This window comes from Terriglobales bacterium (assembly GCA_035561515.1).
Classification (GTDB): Bacteria; Acidobacteriota; Terriglobia; order Terriglobales; family Acidobacteriaceae; genus DATMXP01.
The window spans coordinates 416,272-435,005 of the sequence record DATMXP010000007.1; the positions used below are offsets into that span (position 1 = coordinate 416,272).

18 protein-coding genes are annotated in these 18,734 nt (G+C 56.7%); 5 read left to right on the plus strand and 13 right to left on the minus strand.

Annotation, left to right across the window (positions count from 1 at the left end):
* Positions 1 to 9 precede the first annotated feature (9 nt).
* The 5 genes from VN577_03200 to VN577_03220 form a co-directional block, all read right to left on the minus strand.
* Positions 10 to 1,650: an NAD+ synthase gene (locus VN577_03200; GenBank protein ID HWR13806.1), complete on the minus strand. Its 1,641-nt coding sequence runs from the start codon at positions 1,648 to 1,650 to the stop codon at positions 10 to 12.
* Positions 1,651 to 1,721: 71 nt separating this feature from the next.
* Complete coding sequence (locus VN577_03205; GenBank protein ID HWR13807.1) at positions 1,722 to 2,837, minus strand: hypothetical protein; 1,116 nt, start codon at positions 2,835 to 2,837, stop codon at positions 1,722 to 1,724.
* 25 nt (positions 2,838 to 2,862) lie between these two features.
* Positions 2,863 to 3,840 (minus strand): type II CAAX endopeptidase family protein, encoded by a 978-nt coding sequence (locus VN577_03210; GenBank protein ID HWR13808.1) that lies wholly within the window; start codon positions 3,838 to 3,840, stop codon positions 2,863 to 2,865.
* The gene (locus VN577_03215) at positions 3,837 to 4,886 is read right to left on the minus strand and encodes a hypothetical protein (GenBank protein HWR13809.1); all 1,050 of its coding nucleotides are present in this window, start codon (positions 4,884 to 4,886) and stop codon (positions 3,837 to 3,839) included. The genes VN577_03210 and VN577_03215 overlap by 4 nt, the downstream gene beginning before the upstream one ends.
* 57 nt (positions 4,887 to 4,943) lie before the next feature.
* Positions 4,944 to 5,783, minus strand: coding sequence for a sterol desaturase family protein (locus VN577_03220; protein HWR13810.1), 840 nt, complete (start codon positions 5,781 to 5,783; stop codon positions 4,944 to 4,946).
* 123 nt (positions 5,784 to 5,906) lie between these two features.
* Between VN577_03220 and VN577_03225 the strand changes: the two genes are divergently transcribed.
* On the plus strand, positions 5,907 to 7,040 hold the full coding sequence (locus VN577_03225) for a DUF2891 domain-containing protein (protein HWR13811.1): 1,134 nt from the start codon (positions 5,907 to 5,909) through the stop codon (positions 7,038 to 7,040).
* Here the strand turns inward: VN577_03225 and glnD are convergent.
* The 3 genes from glnD to VN577_03240 are packed head-to-tail and all read right to left on the minus strand — an operon-like array spanning position 7,017 to position 11,309.
* On the minus strand, positions 7,017 to 9,548 hold the full coding sequence (gene glnD, locus VN577_03230) for a [protein-PII] uridylyltransferase (protein HWR13812.1): 2,532 nt from the start codon (positions 9,546 to 9,548) through the stop codon (positions 7,017 to 7,019). The two genes, VN577_03225 and glnD, sit on opposite strands and share 24 nt — an antisense overlap.
* Before the next feature lie 2 nt (positions 9,549 to 9,550).
* Complete coding sequence (locus VN577_03235; GenBank protein ID HWR13813.1) at positions 9,551 to 9,889, minus strand: P-II family nitrogen regulator; 339 nt, start codon at positions 9,887 to 9,889, stop codon at positions 9,551 to 9,553.
* 19 nt (positions 9,890 to 9,908) lie between these two features.
* Positions 9,909 to 11,309, minus strand: a complete 1,401-nt coding sequence (locus tag VN577_03240) for an ammonium transporter (protein HWR13814.1) — start codon at positions 11,307 to 11,309, stop codon at positions 9,909 to 9,911.
* A gap of 404 nt (positions 11,310 to 11,713) precedes the next feature.
* Between VN577_03240 and VN577_03245 the strand changes: the two genes are divergently transcribed.
* Both VN577_03245 and VN577_03250 read left to right on the plus strand, forming a co-directional pair.
* On the plus strand, positions 11,714 to 12,235 hold the full coding sequence (locus VN577_03245) for a DUF2911 domain-containing protein (GenBank protein ID HWR13815.1): 522 nt from the start codon (positions 11,714 to 11,716) through the stop codon (positions 12,233 to 12,235).
* 63 nt (positions 12,236 to 12,298) lie between these two features.
* Positions 12,299 to 12,820 (plus strand): DUF2911 domain-containing protein, encoded by a 522-nt coding sequence (locus VN577_03250; GenBank protein HWR13816.1) that lies wholly within the window; start codon positions 12,299 to 12,301, stop codon positions 12,818 to 12,820.
* On the opposite strand, the gene VN577_03255 is transcribed toward VN577_03250, so the two are convergent.
* The 3 genes from VN577_03255 to miaB form a co-directional block, all read right to left on the minus strand.
* Positions 12,817 to 13,128, minus strand: coding sequence for a hypothetical protein (locus tag VN577_03255; GenBank protein HWR13817.1), 312 nt, complete (start codon positions 13,126 to 13,128; stop codon positions 12,817 to 12,819). The two genes, VN577_03250 and VN577_03255, sit on opposite strands and share 4 nt — an antisense overlap.
* Before the next feature lie 65 nt (positions 13,129 to 13,193).
* Complete coding sequence (locus tag VN577_03260; GenBank protein ID HWR13818.1) at positions 13,194 to 13,679, minus strand: bifunctional nuclease family protein; 486 nt, start codon at positions 13,677 to 13,679, stop codon at positions 13,194 to 13,196.
* A gap of 16 nt (positions 13,680 to 13,695) precedes the next feature.
* Positions 13,696 to 15,126, minus strand: coding sequence for a tRNA (N6-isopentenyl adenosine(37)-C2)-methylthiotransferase MiaB (gene miaB / locus VN577_03265; protein HWR13819.1), 1,431 nt, complete (start codon positions 15,124 to 15,126; stop codon positions 13,696 to 13,698).
* 215 nt (positions 15,127 to 15,341) lie between these two features.
* On the opposite strand from miaB, the gene VN577_03270 reads away from it, so the two are divergent.
* Entirely contained in the window at positions 15,342 to 16,403 is a 1,062-nt protein-coding gene (locus VN577_03270; protein HWR13820.1) for a methyltransferase, read from the plus strand.
* Between the two features lie 116 nt (positions 16,404 to 16,519).
* Here the strand turns inward: VN577_03270 and pdxT are convergent, their stop codons facing one another.
* A complete protein-coding gene (gene pdxT / locus VN577_03275; GenBank protein ID HWR13821.1) occupies positions 16,520 to 17,098 on the minus strand; it encodes a pyridoxal 5'-phosphate synthase glutaminase subunit PdxT in 579 nt (192 codons plus the stop codon).
* Positions 17,099 to 17,192: 94 nt separating this feature from the next.
* On the opposite strand from pdxT, the gene VN577_03280 reads away from it, so the two are divergent.
* A complete protein-coding gene (locus tag VN577_03280; GenBank protein HWR13822.1) occupies positions 17,193 to 18,143 on the plus strand; it encodes an alpha/beta hydrolase in 951 nt (316 codons plus the stop codon).
* 76 nt (positions 18,144 to 18,219) lie between these two features.
* On the opposite strand, the gene VN577_03285 is transcribed toward VN577_03280, so the two are convergent.
* A complete protein-coding gene (locus VN577_03285; protein HWR13823.1) occupies positions 18,220 to 18,582 on the minus strand; it encodes a hypothetical protein in 363 nt (120 codons plus the stop codon).
* Positions 18,583 to 18,734: the final 152 nt, after the last annotated feature.

The following is an 18,734-nucleotide window of genomic DNA, read 5'->3' on the forward strand; positions in this document are numbered from 1 at the left end:
GGTTCTCCTCTAATCAATGCTTTTCGCCGCGATCGGCATACGCCGTCCCACACCGAAAGCCTTCTCGGAAATTTTCAGTCCTACGGCCGCCTGCTGCCGTTTGTACTCCGCACGATCCACCATGCGGATTACACGCTTGACCAGTTCAATGTCGAAACCGTGGGTCGCAGCGATCTCCTCGGCAGCCTTGTAGCATTCCACGTAGTCTTCCAGAATCGCGTCGAGAACGTCGTAAGGCGGCAACGTGTCCTGATCCGTCTGGTTCGGACGCAGTTCCGCCGACGGAGCTTTCTCCATCGTGGAGCGCGGGATGATCTCACCCTTCCGGTTCACGTATTCGGAGATGCGATAGACCATCGTCTTCGGCACATCCGAAATAACCGCCAAGCCGCCAACCATGTCGCCGTAAAGGGTGCAGTATCCCACGCCGAGTTCCGACTTGTTGCCGGTACTCAGCACCAGGGCCGAAAACTTATTCGACAGCGCCATCAGGATCGCGCCACGAATTCGCGATTGAATATTCTCTTCCGTTACGTCCTCTGGCATATTGCCGAAAACCGGCTTCAGAGTATTTCGATAAGCGTCGAAGACATCGCTGATTCGGATCAGCTCAAAGCGGATTCCCAGATTCGCCGCCAGCGCACGCGCGTCATCAATGCTGCCTCGCGATGAATACGGTCCCGGCATGCCCACGCCTATGACGTTCTCCGCTCCCAGCGCCTCGGCAGCGATGGCAGCAGTGAGCGCCGAATCGATGCCGCCACTCAGACCCACGATCACTCGCTGAAAGCCGCACTTGCGCACATAGTCGCGTGTGCCCAACGCGAGCGCCGCAAAGGCGGTAGCCTCATCGCCGCTTAGCTGTTCGTGCACATCGCCGCTAAGTGATTCCGTATCGAAGTAGATCAAATCTTCCTCGAACGACTTCCCTTGCGCAATCACGCGTCCGTCGGGTGCAATCACGACGCTCGATCCATCGAAGATAATGCTGTCGTTTCCGCCTACCAGGTTCACCATCGCGACCGGCACGTTGTCACTCTTCGCAATGGCGGCAAGCATATTGCATCGCAGTTCAGTCTTGCCGACAAAGAATGGCGACGCCGAAATATTCAAGACGATGTCGCCACCATCTTTTAAAAGTGCTTCTACGGGATCAAACTGGTAGAGCCTGCGGTTCCAGAAATGCTTGTCATTCCAAGCATCTTCGCAGATAGTCAGCGCAGCGCTGCGGCTATTGAGCGGTAGTAGTTTCTGAGATTCGGCGGGAGCAAAATTCCGTAACTCGTCGAAGACGTCATAGGTAGGCAGGAGCATCTTCGACTGGAGCATCTTCAACTCACCGCCTTCGACCACCGCGGCGGAGTTCATTACCGACTTCCCTGTTGCCGCTTGCGCCTTCGTCACCAAGCCGCAAATAACTGTGATGCCCAGTCCCGCACTCTTAATATGCTCCAGGGCTTCCGTGTTCTTCGCTACGAACGATGGTTTCTCCACCAGATCGCGTGGCGGATATCCGCAAATTGCGAGTTCGGGAAACAGGATAACTTCCGCACCCGCCGCCTGAGCACGCCGCGAGTAGTCGATAATCTTGGCTGTATTGCCAGAAAAATCCCCAATGGTGGTGTTGATCTGTCCTAGCGCGATCTTCACAGGGCTAGTGTATCAAGCAGGGATAGATTCGCCGTTGCGTTCGAGAAGGATGCACCTCAACCGCAAACCTTCTATTTCGGCGCGTCGTTAGGGTTGGGGTTGGGGTCGGGACCACCGACTGGGCCGCGCGAACCGGGAGGCGGAGGTATCGCCGGCGTGGGTTGATTCACGTCTTCTCCCGGACGCTTCAACGAAGGTTTCCCTTGGGGTCCCTGATCGGCCGGATTTGAAGCCGTTTGAGCCGGTGGGGTGGCTGCCCCCGGAGTCTGGCCGGACGCCACTTCGGGCTTGTCCGTCTCCAGGTTCACCTCGCGGTCGGTACGGACGACTTTCGTACCATCCACCTTCATCAGCTTCACCTGGGTAACTTCGTCACCGACAAAGCGAACGAACTCCACGTCCTGCGGAGGAGTGCCGTAAATCCACTCTTCATACTCGGTCTCGCCATCGCGCTCGCGGGTCTTTTGCGGCGGCCTACCCTTGGCGTACACCACCATTTCGCGATTCATCCCGACGAGGACCTTGTGATCGCGAATTGCTTCCTTGGCGATCGGAGGAATGGTGTCGAGGTAGGCTTCTGTCGCTGACTTCGCACTGAAGTTCAGCAGTGGATCGAGAATCTGTTTCACCTGCTCCGGCGTTACGGCAGGAATGAATTTGTCGAAGACAATTTCAACGGTTGACCCGCGCAGGTTGGTGTCGTCGGTAGGCTGCCCGGGTTGGTAAACGCCGCCTGCGCCGCCGACCTGGATGTGTTCGAACCACTTCTTCTTTTTCTCGGCGCCACCGTTCAAGTCGAGGAGGATGCTCTTGCCCTTGAATTTCACCTCGGTGATTCGCGTGCGATCACCGACGCGAATATTCGGACCGAAACCGCCGATCATCGTCATGACTTCCTGCTCGGTCGGTGTTGTCTCGCCGGTCTTGGCGTCCAGCTTGATTCCCTTCTTTCCAAAAGGAAAGGGCTTGCGGGCATATCCAAGTTCCGCATTCAACCCGCGGATCAACTCCATCTTGCCTTCGTCCGTGATCTTCTTGTCGGGTATAACGAGGGGAGCTTTCTTCTTCTCGGTCTTCACTTCCATCTGACCCACCGGCTTTTGCGAGGAGACCGGCGCCTGGCTAAACAAAGGGAGAGTGGAAAACGCGAGCGCAATGGCGAAGGAGATGGTGCGCTGCCTGTTCATGGGTATATCCGGCTGCCTGGACTGATTATAAATCCGCAGCAGTGCCGCTGCTTGGTTGGATGCTTCCGGGCGGAATCTCGGCCACAGATGTTTCTGGCTTGACCACCTCAGTCGCGGGAGCATGAACGTACTTCAACACATAAACCAGGCCGAGCGTAATGATGACTGTCCCTAAGAAACCGCCTTCCAGCCCATAATTCCCTCCTACCAGCCATTGTGGCCCGTAAGCACGGCTGCGGACCATCACGGAAAAATCGCTCATGCCGCTGACCGGAAGGCCAAAGAACAGGCCAAGACTCGCGTTCCATCCAAAATGGAGCCCGAACGGAAACCACAGGGCCCGCGTGCGCAGGTAAGAGATGGCCAGCACCACTCCGACATAAAGCGTGTTTGAGAAGGCGAAGAACTGGACAGCGCGACTGTCGGCAATGTGAGGGTTTTGCAGATGCACAGCTCCGAACAATGCCGACAAGACCAGGATGGCGCCCACTGGCCCCATGCCCTCAACCAGTCGCTGGAATGGGTAACCGCGGAACGCGAGTTCTTCCACCATGGCCGCGCAAAGAATCACCACCAGGACGACGCAACTCACAAAAAACGTGTGAGAGTTCACGCGAAGGCTGACTATGGACACCTTAAAAAACGAGGCAATGAACGCGACGCCCAGCCCCACCATAACGAAGCCTAGAAGCGCCCCGATCGCAGTGTCACGCAACCAGCGTTCGCGTTGCAGTCCGTTGTAACGCCAAACGGAGGTCTGCGGGCGGTCGAAAGTTGAAGTGAGAAAGAAGAAACCAGCCAGCTCCAGGACCATCAAGATAGGCCGAAAAATGGCTTCCAATAGGCGGCTTCGCTCGCCGCCCACAATCCCCAACGCGATGGTGCCGGCGAGGAAATTACACGCAATCACCAGTACTACGGAAATAGCGAATCGCCATCCGCTGCGAAGACGGCCGTCGTCTCTGTAAATCAGCTTCGTCAGGGGATGGCTTTCGTCATTCATGCTCTTGCGGCTTTGGAAGCGGCCTGGGTCTTTACGACCAAGCCTTCGGGAGACATCTTACAGGGCAGCACTTCTCCGCCGTTGATGCGTAACGCTTCGATCACGCGGTCCTTGGCGCCGTCTTTCACCATGAACAGAACGCAGCCGCCACCACCCGCTCCGCAGACCTTCGCCGCGCGTCCGCCCGACTTCGAGGCCACGGCCACCAGTCGATCGATCAGCGGAGTCGAAATGCCATCGTAATTACTGCGCCGTAGTTTCCACTCTTCGCGTAACAGGTGCGCAACTTCGTCCCAGTCGGACTTCCCCAGCGCCCGGTGCATTCCCTGGGCAATCGACGAGATGTTCTCGAAGTTCTTTACGACCTTTTTATCGCCGTTGATGTGCGATTTAAAAACTTCCCAATTGTTGATCCCCGACTGACGTGGGGCGCCCGTGTACACGACGATGAAACGGGAGTCGATCTCTTCCTCTGAAACAGCGATCTTTTCACGCCGAATGCCCGATGGATCCAGATGAATCGAGTTGGCTCCGCCGTACAGCGCCGGATAGTAGTCCTGGCACCCGGTCGGAACCTGGATCAATTGTGCTTCCACGTTTTGCGCGATCGTACGCATTTCTTCCAGACTCAACTTGCGTCCGGTGAATCGCGCCAGCGCTGCCGTGGCGGCAATCATCAGCGCCGAACTGCCGGAAATTCCAGCGCCCGCTGGTGATTCGGAATCGGTCTCCAGCAGGAAACCACCCTCCGGCGCGAAGTACTTCACCAGTTGCACTCCCAGGCAATGTTTCGGTTGCTTCGCCCGGTTCAATTCTTCGAGCGAGGCATAGTGCTCTTCCTTCTTCGTGTCGAGTGAACGAAGTGTAATGCCCGAACCGGAACGGGGAGTGATCCGGCAGGTGGTCATGATGTTTAGAGCGAAATTTACCGTCACAGCACCGGGATGAAACAGATATAGCGGCCAGAGATCGAGCGTTCCTCCGGCCAAGTCGGCCCGGCAGGGTGCCTGCGCGACAATGGTTTTGGAATCCGCAGATGATTGCATGCTGACTTTTGTATCACGGCGGAGGCCAATTTTGGGCAAGGGGAATACCCGAAGTCTCTACTTTGGGACCGCGGCGGCAGCCGCCCGCTCGTATTTCCAGCCGGGACGGCCGAAAACCAGATGCCACCGTTCCGGCCAGGACGACGCCAGCCTAAGGTCTCGGACGATATCTACCCACTCGTGGAACGCGATCCGGATGGGGTTGTAGGTCCGGATATTGGTCGTCAGGCCGTACACGACGGCTTCCTCTTCTCGCGCGAAGGTTCCAAAAAGACGATCCCAAACGATCAGTGTCCCACCGTGGTTCTTATCGAGGTACGCCTGATTCGACCCGTGATGCACTCGATGATGCGATGGCGTGTTCAACACCCATTCCAGCGGCCCCATGCGGTTCACCAGTTCGGTATGGATCCAGAACTGGTACAGCAAGCTACAGGCCTGCATGGTCAGGATCATCATCGGCGGGAATCCCACGATCGGCATCCACATCCAGAAGACGAAGGAATACAGGGAGCCCGTCCACGTCTGCCTGAGCGCCGTACCCAGGTTGTACCGCTGCGACGAGTGATGCACTACGTGGGACGCCCACCACAACCGGCATTCGTGGCTGGTTCTGTGGAAGACGTAGTAGCTGATTTCGTCGGCAAAGAAGGCCAGCACCCACGCCCACCACGCATATCCGATTTCGAAGATGGCGAACTTGTGCAGGAAGGTGAACAGCCCGAAAACCATTGCCTTCGAGAAAAGACCCACGATCACATTACCGATGCCCATCGTCAGGCTCGCAGCCGTGTCTTTTATCGCGTAGAGATCGCGACGCAGAATCGCCGCCGCGATTGCCTCCAGTATCAGGAGAAGCAGGAATCCGGGGATTGCGTAGATGATGATTCTGGACATACGCCCACACCGAAGCTTCCCGATAGTGTACGGCGTTTCCGCATTTCACGCCTGTCGCAAAGAACCAAGCCGAGACCAGCCGGCAGCCGCCCGATCGCAATCCCCCTCGAAGTCACTCACCGGATGAAATCCTCTGCCTCCTTTGCTACCCTTTGCGCGATGCATCGCATAGTGCTTTTCCTCTTGATCGCTCTACCGGGAGTCGCGCAATCCTTTGACGCGAAAGCTGCCGATCGCTTCGCGAAGCTGGCGCTCACCTGTGCCCATCAGGAATATCCCAACAAAATCGCGCACGTAATGAGCGACGACGACGATGTCGCACCCCCGCGCAAACTCACGCCTGCGTTCTACGGGTGTTACGACTGGCACTCGTCGGTTCATGGCCACTGGCTGCTCGCGCGCTTAGCGAGGTTCTTTCCAGATGCTCCGTTCGCCGCTCCAGCCCGCGACGCTCTCCAGCAGAGCCTCACTCCCGAACGCATCAAGGCCGAGGTCGCTTACCTGAATGGGCAGGGTCGCTCCAGTTTCGAACGACCGTACGGACTTGCCTGGCTCATGCAACTGGCACAAGAACTTCGTGACTGGGATGATCCCATCGCCCGTGTTCTCTCCGCCAACCTCAAGCCTCTGGAAGATGCCGCTCGCATCCGTCTCACCGAATATCTACCGAAGCTCACGCACCCCATTCGCATCGGCGAACACAACCAGTCTGCTTTCTCGCTCGGCTTGATGCTCGACGCCGCACGCGGTGCCGGCGATAAGGAGTTCGAAGCTCTCCTCACGAAGAAGATCCGGGACTTTTACCTCCAGGATCGCAACTGCCCGCTCGCCTACGAACCTTCCGGCGAAGACTTCCTCTCGCCTTGCCTGGGCGAAGCCGATGTCGTTCGCCGCGTCCTGCCTCCTCAGCAATACCAGAAATGGCTCACCAGATTTCTACCGCAAATACCGCAAACCGAAACCGTGTTCATGAAGCCCGCCATCGTCACGGATCCGAGCGATCCCAAACTCGCTCACCTCGACGGACTGAACCTCAGCCGTGCGTGGATGCTGGAAGGAATCGCCTCCGGACTACCTCCTCAAGATCCACGCCAGAAGTCGCTTCGTGCCACTGCGGCTGCGCATCGCGACAAGGGGCTGGAAGCCGTCACCGGCACGCATTATGAAGGCGGACACTGGCTCGGAAGCTTCGCTGTTTACCTCACCACAAAGCGCGGCATCAATTCGCCGACTTCAGGAAAGCTCGGCAAGGAGTGATTTCTTCAGTGATTTCGAGGTGAGAACAGACAGCTTCTTGTGATTTCGCGTGATGTAGAACACGTCGATTGCCGCCTGGCCTTCCGTATCGATCAGCGCCAGCTCGATGTTGCATCCTTCTTCCGAAATCGACGATGCAATCCGGTACAGCAAACCCGGTTTGTCTTGCGCATTCACCTCAAGCACGGAGCTGTGGGACGACGCTTCGTTGTCGAGCATGACCTTCGGTTGCACCAATACCTTGGTTTGTGCGGTCGCATCGCTGCTGCGGCGATCCAGAAGTTGCTGCAACTCTGATTTTCCCGACACCACATCGGTCACGCTTCGCTTGAACCGTTCCCGCTCAGTGGGGTTGAGCTCAAGCGTTCGAAAGCGGTCTTTGAAGTAGAACGAATCCACCGCCACACCCGCGGCATTCGAGAACGCGTTCGCTTTAACAATGTTCATTCCCCACGCTGCAAGCGCTCCGGCTATCCGCGCGAATAGGAATGGTCTGTCACTTGAAACGACACTCAACTCATACAGGTCTGGCGACATCTTCAGCGCAACAGCAATGGGCTCTCTCACCATCCCCAACGACAAGTTGAAGTGAACTGCGATTTGATCGGTCGTATGCGAAAGCAGGTATCGCCGCGGCAGCCCTTCCAGGAACCCCTGCAACTGCCGCGTCCGGTTCGGAATCAGCTTCTCCAGCCTCCGCAGTTGTTCGTTTCCCGCCTCGGCATGAAACAGATCGTCATCCACCCCGCGGTTGAGTTGATTGCTCGCCGCAACATACAACCGCCACAAGTTCTCGGCCTTCCATGGCGTCAGAGCATCCGGATTCACTGCCCTGATATCCGCGTACGTCAGCAGGCACAACTGCCGCAACCGTTCTGCCGTGCCCACCTTTCCCACAAAAGCGCGCACGTTCTCCGGATCGAAAATATCCCGTCTCATCGCCGCCGACATTTCCAGATGGGCCCCGATCAGGTACAGAACCTCTTCCTGTATCTCCTCGGCAATACCAAGCCTCCCCATCGCCGGACGCGCGAGCTCAACGCTTGCCGACATGTGATTCGGCGTCGCCATCCCCTTCCCGAGGTCATGAAGCAGCATCGCAAGGTACAACACCTCGGGCCGCTCCAATTGATTCAGCAGCTCCAGGAAGCGCTTCTCCCACTCGTTCTCGCGCTGCGGCAAGCGATGCAGATTGTCGATCGCAGTGAACGTGTGCTCATCCACCGTGTACCGGTGATAGAAATCGCGCACCACAAGCGCGTCCACCAACTGGAATTCAGGAATGATCTGTCCAAGCAATCCCAGCGCGTGCATGGAGCGCAGACTATGAGCGGCGTAAGGGGACTTTAAAATCGACACCAGTGAGCTTCCGACCTGCTCCCGCCACGGCAGTCCAGCGACCAGATTCGGCATCACTCGCGCGATCCGTGCTTCTGCGTCGCTGCTCAACTGGAACCCGTGCTGCGCCACAAATTCAAACGCTCGCAACACCATCGCGGCGTCGCCTGCGGAAGAAGGATTCTGGAAATAGACACGCCCATCAACGACTGAAAAATCCGCGTTCGACACCCGCGAACGCCAGCGCTGAAACTGACGGTAAATCGTCGATTTTTGTGTTGGAACATCGTGTAGCAGATTCAGCGTTACGCGCTCAATCGCTCTGGCATTTCGAAAGTACACACGCATCCACGACGTTGCCGACGTCGTTTCTTGCGATGGCATTCCAATGCCTTTAGCCGCGGCTTTGTCCTGCGCCTCCCAACTCAGGGTGTTGTCATCGCGGCCTGCGCAGTAGTGAAGAAATGTTCTCGCCGCACTAAGAAACCGGATCGCCTCCCCCAAATCCTCCGAACCCGCGCCCACCTCCGCCAATTGTCTGAGCCAGCACGCAACGTTATAGTCACGAATCCCTCCCGGCACCTCCTTCAGGTTCGGTTCCAGATGGAAGATGGTTCGCCCATACTTCTCATGACGTATCCGCGTTCGCTCCACCAGTAGCCGCACCAGCGTCTGCATCTCGCGTTTCAACAACGCCGGAATCAACTGCCGCTTCAGCCTGAGAAAAAGCTCCTCATTACCCGAGATGAATCGAGCGTCCATCAGCGCAATGGTGAACTCGACATTCTCCGGATCGATCCTGTCGCACTCGGAGATGGTTCTCGTCGTCGGACTCAACTTCAATCGCAGGTCCCACAAGCCCTGGGAGGCGGTCCGAATTCCGTCACGATGAGCTTGTTTTGCCGCTTCCGATTGACAGAGGAACATCAGGTCAACATCGGAGTGAGGAAACAACATTTGTCGTCCGTAACCGCCGAGCGCAACCAGTGCCACCGGATCCTTTCCCGATGACACTGGTTCGCCGCAGGCAATTACGTTTCGATCCACCAATTCACTGCGGCCGTGGGCAGCGGCTATGCCATCTCCGTTCTTGTCGAACTCCGAACGGATTTGTGCCATCTCCGCAAGGTATTGCTCACGGAGTGAGCCCAAGGAACCCGCGGCAGCCATAATCAGAGCGCTGCTGCGCCCCGTTCGTCGTTGCGAATTCGAATGGCCTGGTCGATCTTCGTCAGGAAGATCTTTCCGTCGCCAATCTTTCCCGATCGCGCAGTCACCACGATCGCCTGCACCGCCTTGTCGACCAGTTCATCCGGCATCACGATCTCCAGTTTGATCTTCGGCAGAAGGTCCACCGTGTACTCGTGCCCGCGGTAGAACTCCGTATGTCCCTTCTGGCGTCCGTGACCGCGGACCTCCAGCACCGTCATGCCGTCTACGCCGATTTCGATCAGTGCGTCTTTTACTGCTTCCAGTTTCGATGGCTGAATCACTGCTTCTAATTTCGTCATCAGATATCCCTTATCAGTTCTAAACAGCCGAAGCATCCCACGAATAGCCTTCTTCGCCGTGCTGTGTCAGGTCCAGGCCCTGAACCTCGTGCTCGGCCGTCACGCGAAGACCGATCACCATGTCCACGATCTTCAGGATGATGAGCGTCCCCACGATCGCCAGCACCCATGCGATAACCACCCCGATGAGTTGGTTCAGCAGTTGTCGCGGATTTCCTTCCAGCAATCCCAGCGCAATCGAGTTCCCCTGCGCATCATGCAACAGCGGATTGATGCTGCTGACTGCGAAGACGCCCGTCAGCAGAGCGCCAATGGTGCCGCCCGCACCGTGTACACCAAAGGCATCCAGCGAATCGTCATACGCCAGTTTCGCCTTCACTTTTGCCACCATGTAATAGCAGAACACCCCGGCGATCAATCCGATCAGCAATGCCGGCATCGGCTTCACGAAACCTGCCGCAGGCGTAATCGCCACCAAGCCAGCCACCGCTCCGGAAATCCCGCCGAGGGCGCTGGGTTTGCCATTTCGAATCCATTCCGCAGCGCCCCATCCAATCGCCGCAGAAGCCGCTGCGAAATGCGTTGCCACGAATGCACTCGTAGCCAGGCCGCCCGAACCGAGGGCCGAACCCGCATTGAATCCAAACCAACCCACCCACAGCAGGCACGCGCCAATAAAGCTCAGCACAACGCTGTGCGGGGGCATTGGCTCATGCGGATACCCAATTCGCTTCCCCAGGTACCACGCACATACCAGCGCCGACACGCCCGACGTGATGTGCACCACAGTTCCGCCGGCAAAATCCAACGTCGGGAACCGTCCCCCCAGCGCCGCATTCAGCAACCCACCCTTCCCCCAGACCATGTGCGCCATCGGGGCATAAACGAAGATCGACCACAGGATCATGAACAGCGCCATGGCGCTGAACTTCATTCGCTCGGCGAATGCCCCCGTGATCAATGCGGGAGTGATGATCGCAAACATCAACTGGTACACCATGAAAGTCTGCTGCGGCAGGGTGGTCGAATAGTCCGTGTTCGGCTCAACACCAACGCCGCGCAGGAAGACGTGCTCAAATCCGCCGATGAAGCTACTTCCTCCTCCGAAGCACAGGCTGTAGCCGATCACTGCCCACAGCACCGTCACAATCGCCATCATCGCGAAGCTTTGCATCATCGTGGCGAGTACGTTCTTCTTCCGCACCAGGCCGCCATAGAACAGCGCCAGCCCCGGACCGGTCATCAGTAGCACCAATGCGGAGCACACGAGGATCCATGCGTTGTCCGCCGCGCTACGTGCGTCCCCAATCTGCTTCTCCAGTTCCGCGATCTTCGTCGCGTCTCCGGCCTGCGCACATAACGGCGCCACGCATAGGAACAAAAATGCAACCATCAGAAACACAACTCCGGCTTTCTTCATCACGCTCCGCCAAACTTAGTGTCACGGTCGATCCGTGCGGACTTGCCTCTCGATGGTTCATCTTTACCTGCTGCTCCCAATCTACGGAAATCGAAAGTTTTTATTTGGAACATCAAACGCGGTTATCTGCGGAGCACAGAAGGAGCGGTTGCGCTGCTGGACCCGATCATGATCAGAGTTCTGAACTGCAGCATCTAGAAAAACGAGATACCGCGGGAACAGAGCATCCATAGATCGCCTTTCCGTTCTGGGATTTCGAACCTCCCATCCTCCGGAATCGCTTTACTTCTCTGTAATCTGGCGATACGTTTACAGCGCAACCCGGAAGTTACTGACTTCGGGCATCGGGATGAATACAATGCGTGTGTCTGTCCAGAGTGTTGCGAACTGATAGTGGAGGGATTGTGAAAACGCGAATCGTACTGGTAGTTGTTTCGTTCGTCCTAATATCTGCATTTTCGCTTGTGGCCCAGGAACAACAGAAGACGGAACCTGAACCGCAATCCACGACCGTCATTTGCACTTACCCCGACGATAAGGAAATCAGTGTTCGCTTCCACTCCGTCGAGTACAACAAGAAGAACGAACCGCCCATCGGCAAGCCGTGGACTCCCGAAGGAGTGCCCGTTTTCCTTTTCACTCCCACCGAATTGATGGTCGGCAACAGCACCATTCCCACCGGAGCATATAGCCTCTACACCATTAAGAACAAAGCGAGTTGGACTCTGATCATCAGCCGGAATGTCACCCAGGGTACGCCCTACGACGAAAAACAGGATGTGGCTCGCGTCACCATGGAGACCGGCAAACTGCCTTCCGCCAATAAACCGTACGTCGTCAGCCTTGGCCATATCGCTCCCAAGGTTTGCAGCCTTCAAATTGTGTACGGCGACACCGGCGTTTGGGCGGAGTTTAAGCAAAAGTAACTTTCAAACAAATATCGTATTACGATATACTTGGTTTGCCTTAACCCTCCAAGGAGGCATGCCATGTATCGCAATTGCACGCTTTCGCTCCTCGCAATTACGGTGTCGTTCTGTCTTGTATTCCCTTCCCGCGGCGCCGCCGAAGATTCTTCCACCACCGCCTGCACTTTCGGATCTGGCGATCAGGTCAGCGTACGCTATGTAAGTACTCCCATCCCCAAGAAGCAGAACATTCCCGAAGGCGAACCGTGGACGCCCGGCGACAAACCCCTTTTCCTCTTCACTCAGGCCCCGCTCACAATCGGTGACTTGAATGTTCCCGCCGGCGCATTCAGTCTCTATACGGTGAAGGATGTGGAGAAGAAGAAGGAAACCTGGAGTCTCGTGGTCAGCCGCAATGTCGAGCAACCCGAGTCCTACGACAAGAGCAAAGATCTGGGTAGAGTTCCCATCGAGACAGGCCACCTTATGTCAGACAGCGATGAGTTTCGTGCATATATGGGACGCCTGGGGCCTTCCACCTGCACCTTGCGCCTCGACATCGGCCAGACTCGCGCCTTCGTGGATATAAAAGACAAACGCTAAGCTGTCGGCGTGAGGAGTTCCTTCAGGTCACTCCGGAACTGTTCCAGTTGGCCCAGTCGTTCTGGAGTGGCCTCCACGATCTGGTCTTTGTTCTGGAACACCTTGCGCCCGTCCTTTTCGACGAGCACGCCGATCACTTCCCCCACCCGCCAACCCGGCGTACCGATCATTTGCAGGCCCTGCGGCGTGGGCAGCATCAAGGCAATGCATTCGCCGCGGATCACTCCCACGGAGTTCGGAAATCTCTCGAATGTCTGGAACTCAAATCCGGCGAGGTAAAGCCGTTGCAGTTGCTCAGCAGGATCCATAAGGATTGTTAGCAGTTGTTGTTCGCACCAATCGCCAAGACTAAATACCGATGACTGAAAGCCAATTACATCTTGTACCGGCCCAAATCCTCTTCGCCCAGGTTCTCCAGCCATTTCCGAAGTTCTTCGCTCGATACCTTGTCTGAGATCGCGCTCGACAGCTTCGACGTCTTCAGCACCTCTTCTTCAACGAAGATCGGGCAATCCGCCCTCAACGCCAGTGCCAGCGCATCCGACGGCCGCGAGTCGATCGAAATATTCTGGCCTTCTTTTTCCAGCCAGATCACCGCAAAGAACGTATCGTCCCTCAGATCGTTCACGACCACCTTTTGCACCTGCGCGTCCAAACCAATCAGCAGGTTTTTCAGCAGATCGTGCGTCATCGGCCGAGGCGTTGAAACCTTTTCCATCTCCAGTGCGATCGCATTTGCTTCGTAGATCCCAACCCAGATCGGCAATACTGAATCCGCCTCCACTCCCTTCAGAATCACCACGGGCATGTTTGTCACCGGATCCATCATCAGCCCGCGAATCTTCATTTCGACTTCCATGGGGTTCTCCTGATGGTTAGACGCCAGAACTCGCTTCCGAGGCCATAGGCCCCGCAATTTGGACCAAGCCTGACGCAACCGGCGCTTCAACCACTTTTCGAGCTTCCGGTACGTAGGTGGTGGCGGAGTATTCTCCGACCAGACTGTTGGGGTGAGATTGAGTAACTCTGACGCTGGCATACATTCCGGGCTCGAGCGAAATATGGGGAGGCGCTGTGAAGTTTAGCACTTTATTTTGCGATGTGCGCCCAATCCATTGCTTTCTTTGTTCGTTCCGTCCCTCAATCATCGCCTCAAGGGTTTGGCCGATATGCCTCTTCTGGTTTTCGATCTGGATCTCGCGAATACGGTCCATCAAAATCGAAAGCCGCAGAGACTTTTCTTCTTCCGCGATCACGTCCGGCAGGCCCAGCGCTGCCGTATTCGGACGCGGCGAGTACTTAAACGTAAACGCCCCGTCGTACCGGACCTCGTGCACCAGCGAAATTGTCTCCTCGAAATCCTGTCGAGTCTCTCCCGGGAAGCCGACAATGATGTCCGTCGTGATCGAAATGTCCCTCTTTGAGGCCTTCATCCAGCCAATCCGCTCCAGATACTGCTCCCGGGTATACAAACGCTGCATCGCGTCCAAAACTCTCGTCGACCCGCTCTGCACCGGCAAGTGCACGTGGTTACACAACCCCGAGTACGCCTCGATGGCCTCTACGATGTCCTTTGTGAAATCCCTCGGATGCGAAGTCGTGAACCACACCCTCTGAATTCCGGGCACTTCCGAAACCGCAACCAGTAGCTCTGCAAAGCTTTTCTTTCCAACAGGATCGCGATAAGAGTTCACGTTCTGCCCGAGCAGTTGGATGGACGTATACCCCATCTCCGCCATCCGCTTCGCCTCTTCCACCACCGAATGCGAAGTGCGGCTCCGCTCTTTCCCTCGGGTGAAGGGCACCACGCAATACGCGCAGAACTTGTCGCAGCCCTCGATGATGGTGATGTACCCGCGATGCTCGTCCGACCGGGCCGTCAGTTCGGTGTCGAACGTCTCGGTAGTATTCCGGTCGTCCAAACCGGTCACTCTTCCGCCGTCCGTCTCAAGTTGCACCAGCATCGAACCCAGGTTCCGGTACGAAGCCGACCCACACACCAGCGAGACATGCGGCGCGCGGTCGAAGATCTTCTCCCCCTCTTGCTGGGCGACACACCCGAGCACACCGAACTTCTTTCCCTGTGCCTGCAACTTCTTGAAATCATTCAGCCGATGAAAAACTTTCTGCTCCGCCTTATCGCGGATCGAGCAGGTGTTGTAGAGGACGAGCCCGGCCTCTTCCACGGTGTTTACCTGCTGGTATCCCTGCGCGAGCAGCGTCCCGACCACTTTCTCCGAGTCGTGGACGTTCATCTGGCACCCGAAGGTCTCTAAGTAGAACGTTTTGTTGGAGCTATCCGGCATACAGAACTGACCTCAGTATAACCCAGTATTCACAGCCATTCCCGCTACCCAAGACCCTCCACCTCGGCTAAACTGAACCCGCATCAGGGCCACGCAATGGTCCGATCCAGGTGTTGTGGGGCACCGGATCGATATTAGAACCATGCGCTCTCAAGCACTCGAGAATCCTCCAGCACTCGTGTCGCACCGCCCTGAACTCACATTGTGGGGTTTACATGGCAACTGCACGCGCGGACCAATTGTCCGAGCAACCGCTTCCTTCTCAACCGCCCGATCCATCACAGCTACTTATGCAACTCGGCAGCGGATTCATGGCTGCTGCCGCACTCTATCCTGTAACCAAGCTTGGCGTCGCCGAACTGCTCGCCGAAGGGCCCAAGCCCATCAGCAAGATCGCCCAGGACACCGGCGCCAATGAAGACGGTCTCTACCGCGTCATGCGGGCACTTTCCAGCATCGGAGTTTTTGCCGAGATCTCGCCGCGTACCTTCGGCCTTACTCCTGCCGCCAGCCTCTTGCGCGCGGACGTCGCCGGCAACATGCGTGACCTCATCCTCTGGATGACGAATCACTTCCACCTCAACTCCTGGGGCGGAATGATGCACTCCGTGCTCACCGGTCAACCCGCCGTCGAAAAGCTTTACGGAAAGCACTGCTTTGATATCTTCCGTGACTTTCCTGAAGTCGACGTCGAGTTCAACAACGCCATGACCAACATCAGTGCGATGACGATCCCCGCCATCCTTGAGGGTTACGACTTTTCAGGCATTGGCACTCTGGTCGATATCGCCGGTGGACACGGCCTGCTCATCAGCCAGATCCTGAAACACAATCCCGACATGAAGGGCATTCTCTTCGACGTCCCTCATGTCATCGAAGGCGCGAAGTCGCGCATAGCGCGTCTCGGACTCGAATCACGCCTGCAGACTGCCACCGGCGACTTCTTCCAATCGATTCCCGTCGGCGGCGACGCTTACATGATGCAGCACATCATCCACGACTGGGACGATGCAAAGGCTCATACGATCCTGAAAAACATCCGCAAAGCGCTCGAAGGACGCAAGAACGGAAAGCTTCTCATCTTCGACGCTTTGATCAGCGACGGCAACGGTTCCGATTTCTCCAAGTGGATGGATCTCGAAATGATGCTCATGCCCGGCGGACGCGAGCGCACCGAGAACGAATTCCGCTCGCTGCTCGAAGGAGCCGGATTCAAGCTGAACCGCATCATCCCAATTCCGTCCATGGTCAGCATCCTGGAAGCAGTGCCCGTCTAGTTCCACTAAACAAGAAGGCCATCCACCCGGATGGCCTTTTTCTTTGTCATCTTTGATGACTCTCGTTACTTTCCCTCGCCCTGCTTCAGGCCCATACTCCTGCCATGCGGAGACTGTTACTGCCCGTTCCTCACGAGCCCAAGGAAATAAGCATGAACCCGGCTATCTTCGGAGAGTTCGGGATGAAAGGTGGCTGCCATCGTCCGGCCCTGTCGAACGAGTACGGCATCTTCGCCGTGTCGAGCGAGGACTTCCACACCTGCTCCGTATCGTTCGATTTTGGGAGCTCGGATAAAGACCATTTCTAGCGGTCCCTTCCCCTGCTCCAGTTCAGGCGCCGCCGGCGCGGGCTCGATGAAGCTATCGATCTGCCGCCCGTAGGCATTCCGCCGCACCGTGATGTCCATAGCCCCCAGGCCTTCCTGCTTCGGGTTCTCAACTTCTTTAGCCAGCATGATGCACCCGGCGCACGTACCAAACGTCGGCTTCGATGTAACGAACTCTTTTAACTTCCGCAGAAACTCTTCGCCTAACAATTTCAGAAACGTCGTAGACTCACCGCCCGGAATCACCAATCCCTCAACTTCATCCAGTTGCTCGGCCTTGCGCACCAATACCACCTCGGCCCCAAGCTCCTCGAGCCTGCGCCGATGCGCGTCGAAATCTCCCTGCAGTGCTAGAACACCAATCTTCATAGGTCTTTATAAGAGATTAGCAGAACGCCTCATACATCTCATGACCATCAGCTTTGTTACTATTTCCTGCGCAAGTTAGAACGAGGTTCTCATCATGCTTAAATTCCGTAATGCAGTCCTCGTGTTTCTATGCGCCCTCTTGATCTCATCCGCCTGGGCTCAAGTTTCCGCCCCAACTCAGCAGCCGACCTCTGTCTCCGAATGGACCGATCTCGCCTATAGCTCCTTCGAAACCATCCCGAACATCACCTATCGTCGCGCTAATAACACGGACCTCAAACTCGATCTCTATCTGCCTCATGAGCGCACTCAGCCCGTTCCACTCCTGATTCTCATTCACGGTGGAGGCTGGGTTGCCGGAAACAGGGAAAGCATCGTTCTTCAGACCCTGCCATACCTCCAGATGGGTTTCGCGGTAGCTAACGTCCAGTATCGACTTGCCTCGAACACGCCGGCGCCAGCCGCGGTAGAGGATTGCCGTTGCGCCCTGAGTTGGCTCTTCCACAACGCAGCTCGTTACAACTTCGACGTAAACCGTATCGTTACAACAGGCGGTTCTGCCGGCGGACACCTTGCCCTCACCACCGGCCTTCTCAACGCCGAAGCCGGCTTCGACCGCGGTTGCACTCCGCCTGACGACATGCGCTGGGACAAAGCCCCCACTACTCAACCCAGGGTCGCCGCCATCATCAACTGGTTTGGCATCACCGATGTCGCCGATCTCTTCTCCGGACCCAACGCGAAGGGTTACGCCATCGAATGGTTTGGGAGCATCGATAATCGCGACCAACTCGCTCGCCGCCTCTCGCCTGCATACATCGTCAGCAAAACTTCACCGCCGGTGCTCACGATTCATGGCGACAAGGACACGCTCGTCCCCTACGCTCACGCCCAGAAGTTGCATGAAGCGCTCACCCGTGCCGGAGTACGCAATCAACTGATCACCATTCCCAATGGCGGACACGGCGGCTTTTCTCTCGACGAGATGCGCAAGACCATGACTGCCATCCGCGCGTTCCTTCGCGACAACAAGATCGTTCAATAGTTTTCTACTAAGCCGCCGGCCCCGCTTCGTGCGGGGCTTTTTCTTGCCTGGATCACATCACTCGCTCGCCGTAGTCTCACCCAGCCACTGCGCACAACTTCGCCGTGAGTACCTTCAGAACCTCAGGAGCAAGTTTGTCTTCCGCTTTCTCCAGCGCAAGATGCGAGTCCGCCTGGATGGTGTAATCGCTCTTGTCAGAACACACCACCACCACGGCACATCCTGACTCCCACGCTTTGATTGCGAGCTCTTCCTTGGCGAATCGCACCAGTCCCGGACCGATCACCACCGCCTGGTAGTTCTCCTTTGTAAAGTCTCGTTCAGCTTCCAGCGCGCAGTCTGCTTCCGTAATCTGGTAACCAGCGTCAGAAAGCTTCGGGATACTTTTCGCGCCGAAGGCCTTGTCGTTGTATACGCAAAGAATATGCAAGCCTGGCATAGGCACCTCGCTTCCCTTGCAGAAGCAAAAGTCTTGTTTGCGGTCACACCGGATAACGGTCTGTCACCGTGAGCATGCCAGGCCGGGATCCGGCCCTCGTAATCTGCTCCCATCTTGCGCTCTTTTACGACGACGGTAGCCGCAATTCGTAG

Coding starts and splice junctions, on each gene's coding strand:
- VN577_03270 (HWR13820.1), top strand. CDS start 15,342: ATGGCAACTGCACGCGCGGACCAATTGTCCGAGCAACCGCTTCCTTCT.
- VN577_03225 (HWR13811.1), top strand. CDS start 5,907: ATGAAATCCTCTGCCTCCTTTGCTACCCTTTGCGCGATGCATCGCATA.
- VN577_03205 (HWR13807.1), bottom strand. CDS start 2,837: ATGAACAGGCAGCGCACCATCTCCTTCGCCATTGCGCTCGCGTTTTCC.
- VN577_03285 (HWR13823.1), bottom strand. CDS start 18,582: ATGCCAGGCTTGCATATTCTTTGCGTATACAACGACAAGGCCTTCGGC.
- VN577_03250 (HWR13816.1), top strand. CDS start 12,299: ATGTATCGCAATTGCACGCTTTCGCTCCTCGCAATTACGGTGTCGTTC.
- VN577_03210 (HWR13808.1), bottom strand. CDS start 3,840: ATGAATGACGAAAGCCATCCCCTGACGAAGCTGATTTACAGAGACGAC.
- pdxT (HWR13821.1), bottom strand. CDS start 17,098: ATGAAGATTGGTGTTCTAGCACTGCAGGGAGATTTCGACGCGCATCGG.
- VN577_03260 (HWR13818.1), bottom strand. CDS start 13,679: ATGGAAGTCGAAATGAAGATTCGCGGGCTGATGATGGATCCGGTGACA.
- VN577_03220 (HWR13810.1), bottom strand. CDS start 5,783: ATGTCCAGAATCATCATCTACGCAATCCCCGGATTCCTGCTTCTCCTG.
- VN577_03280 (HWR13822.1), top strand. CDS start 17,193: ATGCTTAAATTCCGTAATGCAGTCCTCGTGTTTCTATGCGCCCTCTTG.
- miaB (HWR13819.1), bottom strand. CDS start 15,126: ATGCCGGATAGCTCCAACAAAACGTTCTACTTAGAGACCTTCGGGTGC.
- VN577_03240 (HWR13814.1), bottom strand. CDS start 11,309: ATGAAGAAAGCCGGAGTTGTGTTTCTGATGGTTGCATTTTTGTTCCTA.
- VN577_03215 (HWR13809.1), bottom strand. CDS start 4,886: ATGCAATCATCTGCGGATTCCAAAACCATTGTCGCGCAGGCACCCTGC.
- VN577_03255 (HWR13817.1), bottom strand. CDS start 13,128: ATGGATCCTGCTGAGCAACTGCAACGGCTTTACCTCGCCGGATTTGAG.
- glnD (HWR13812.1), bottom strand. CDS start 9,548: ATGGCTGCCGCGGGTTCCTTGGGCTCACTCCGTGAGCAATACCTTGCG.
- VN577_03235 (HWR13813.1), bottom strand. CDS start 9,889: ATGACGAAATTAGAAGCAGTGATTCAGCCATCGAAACTGGAAGCAGTA.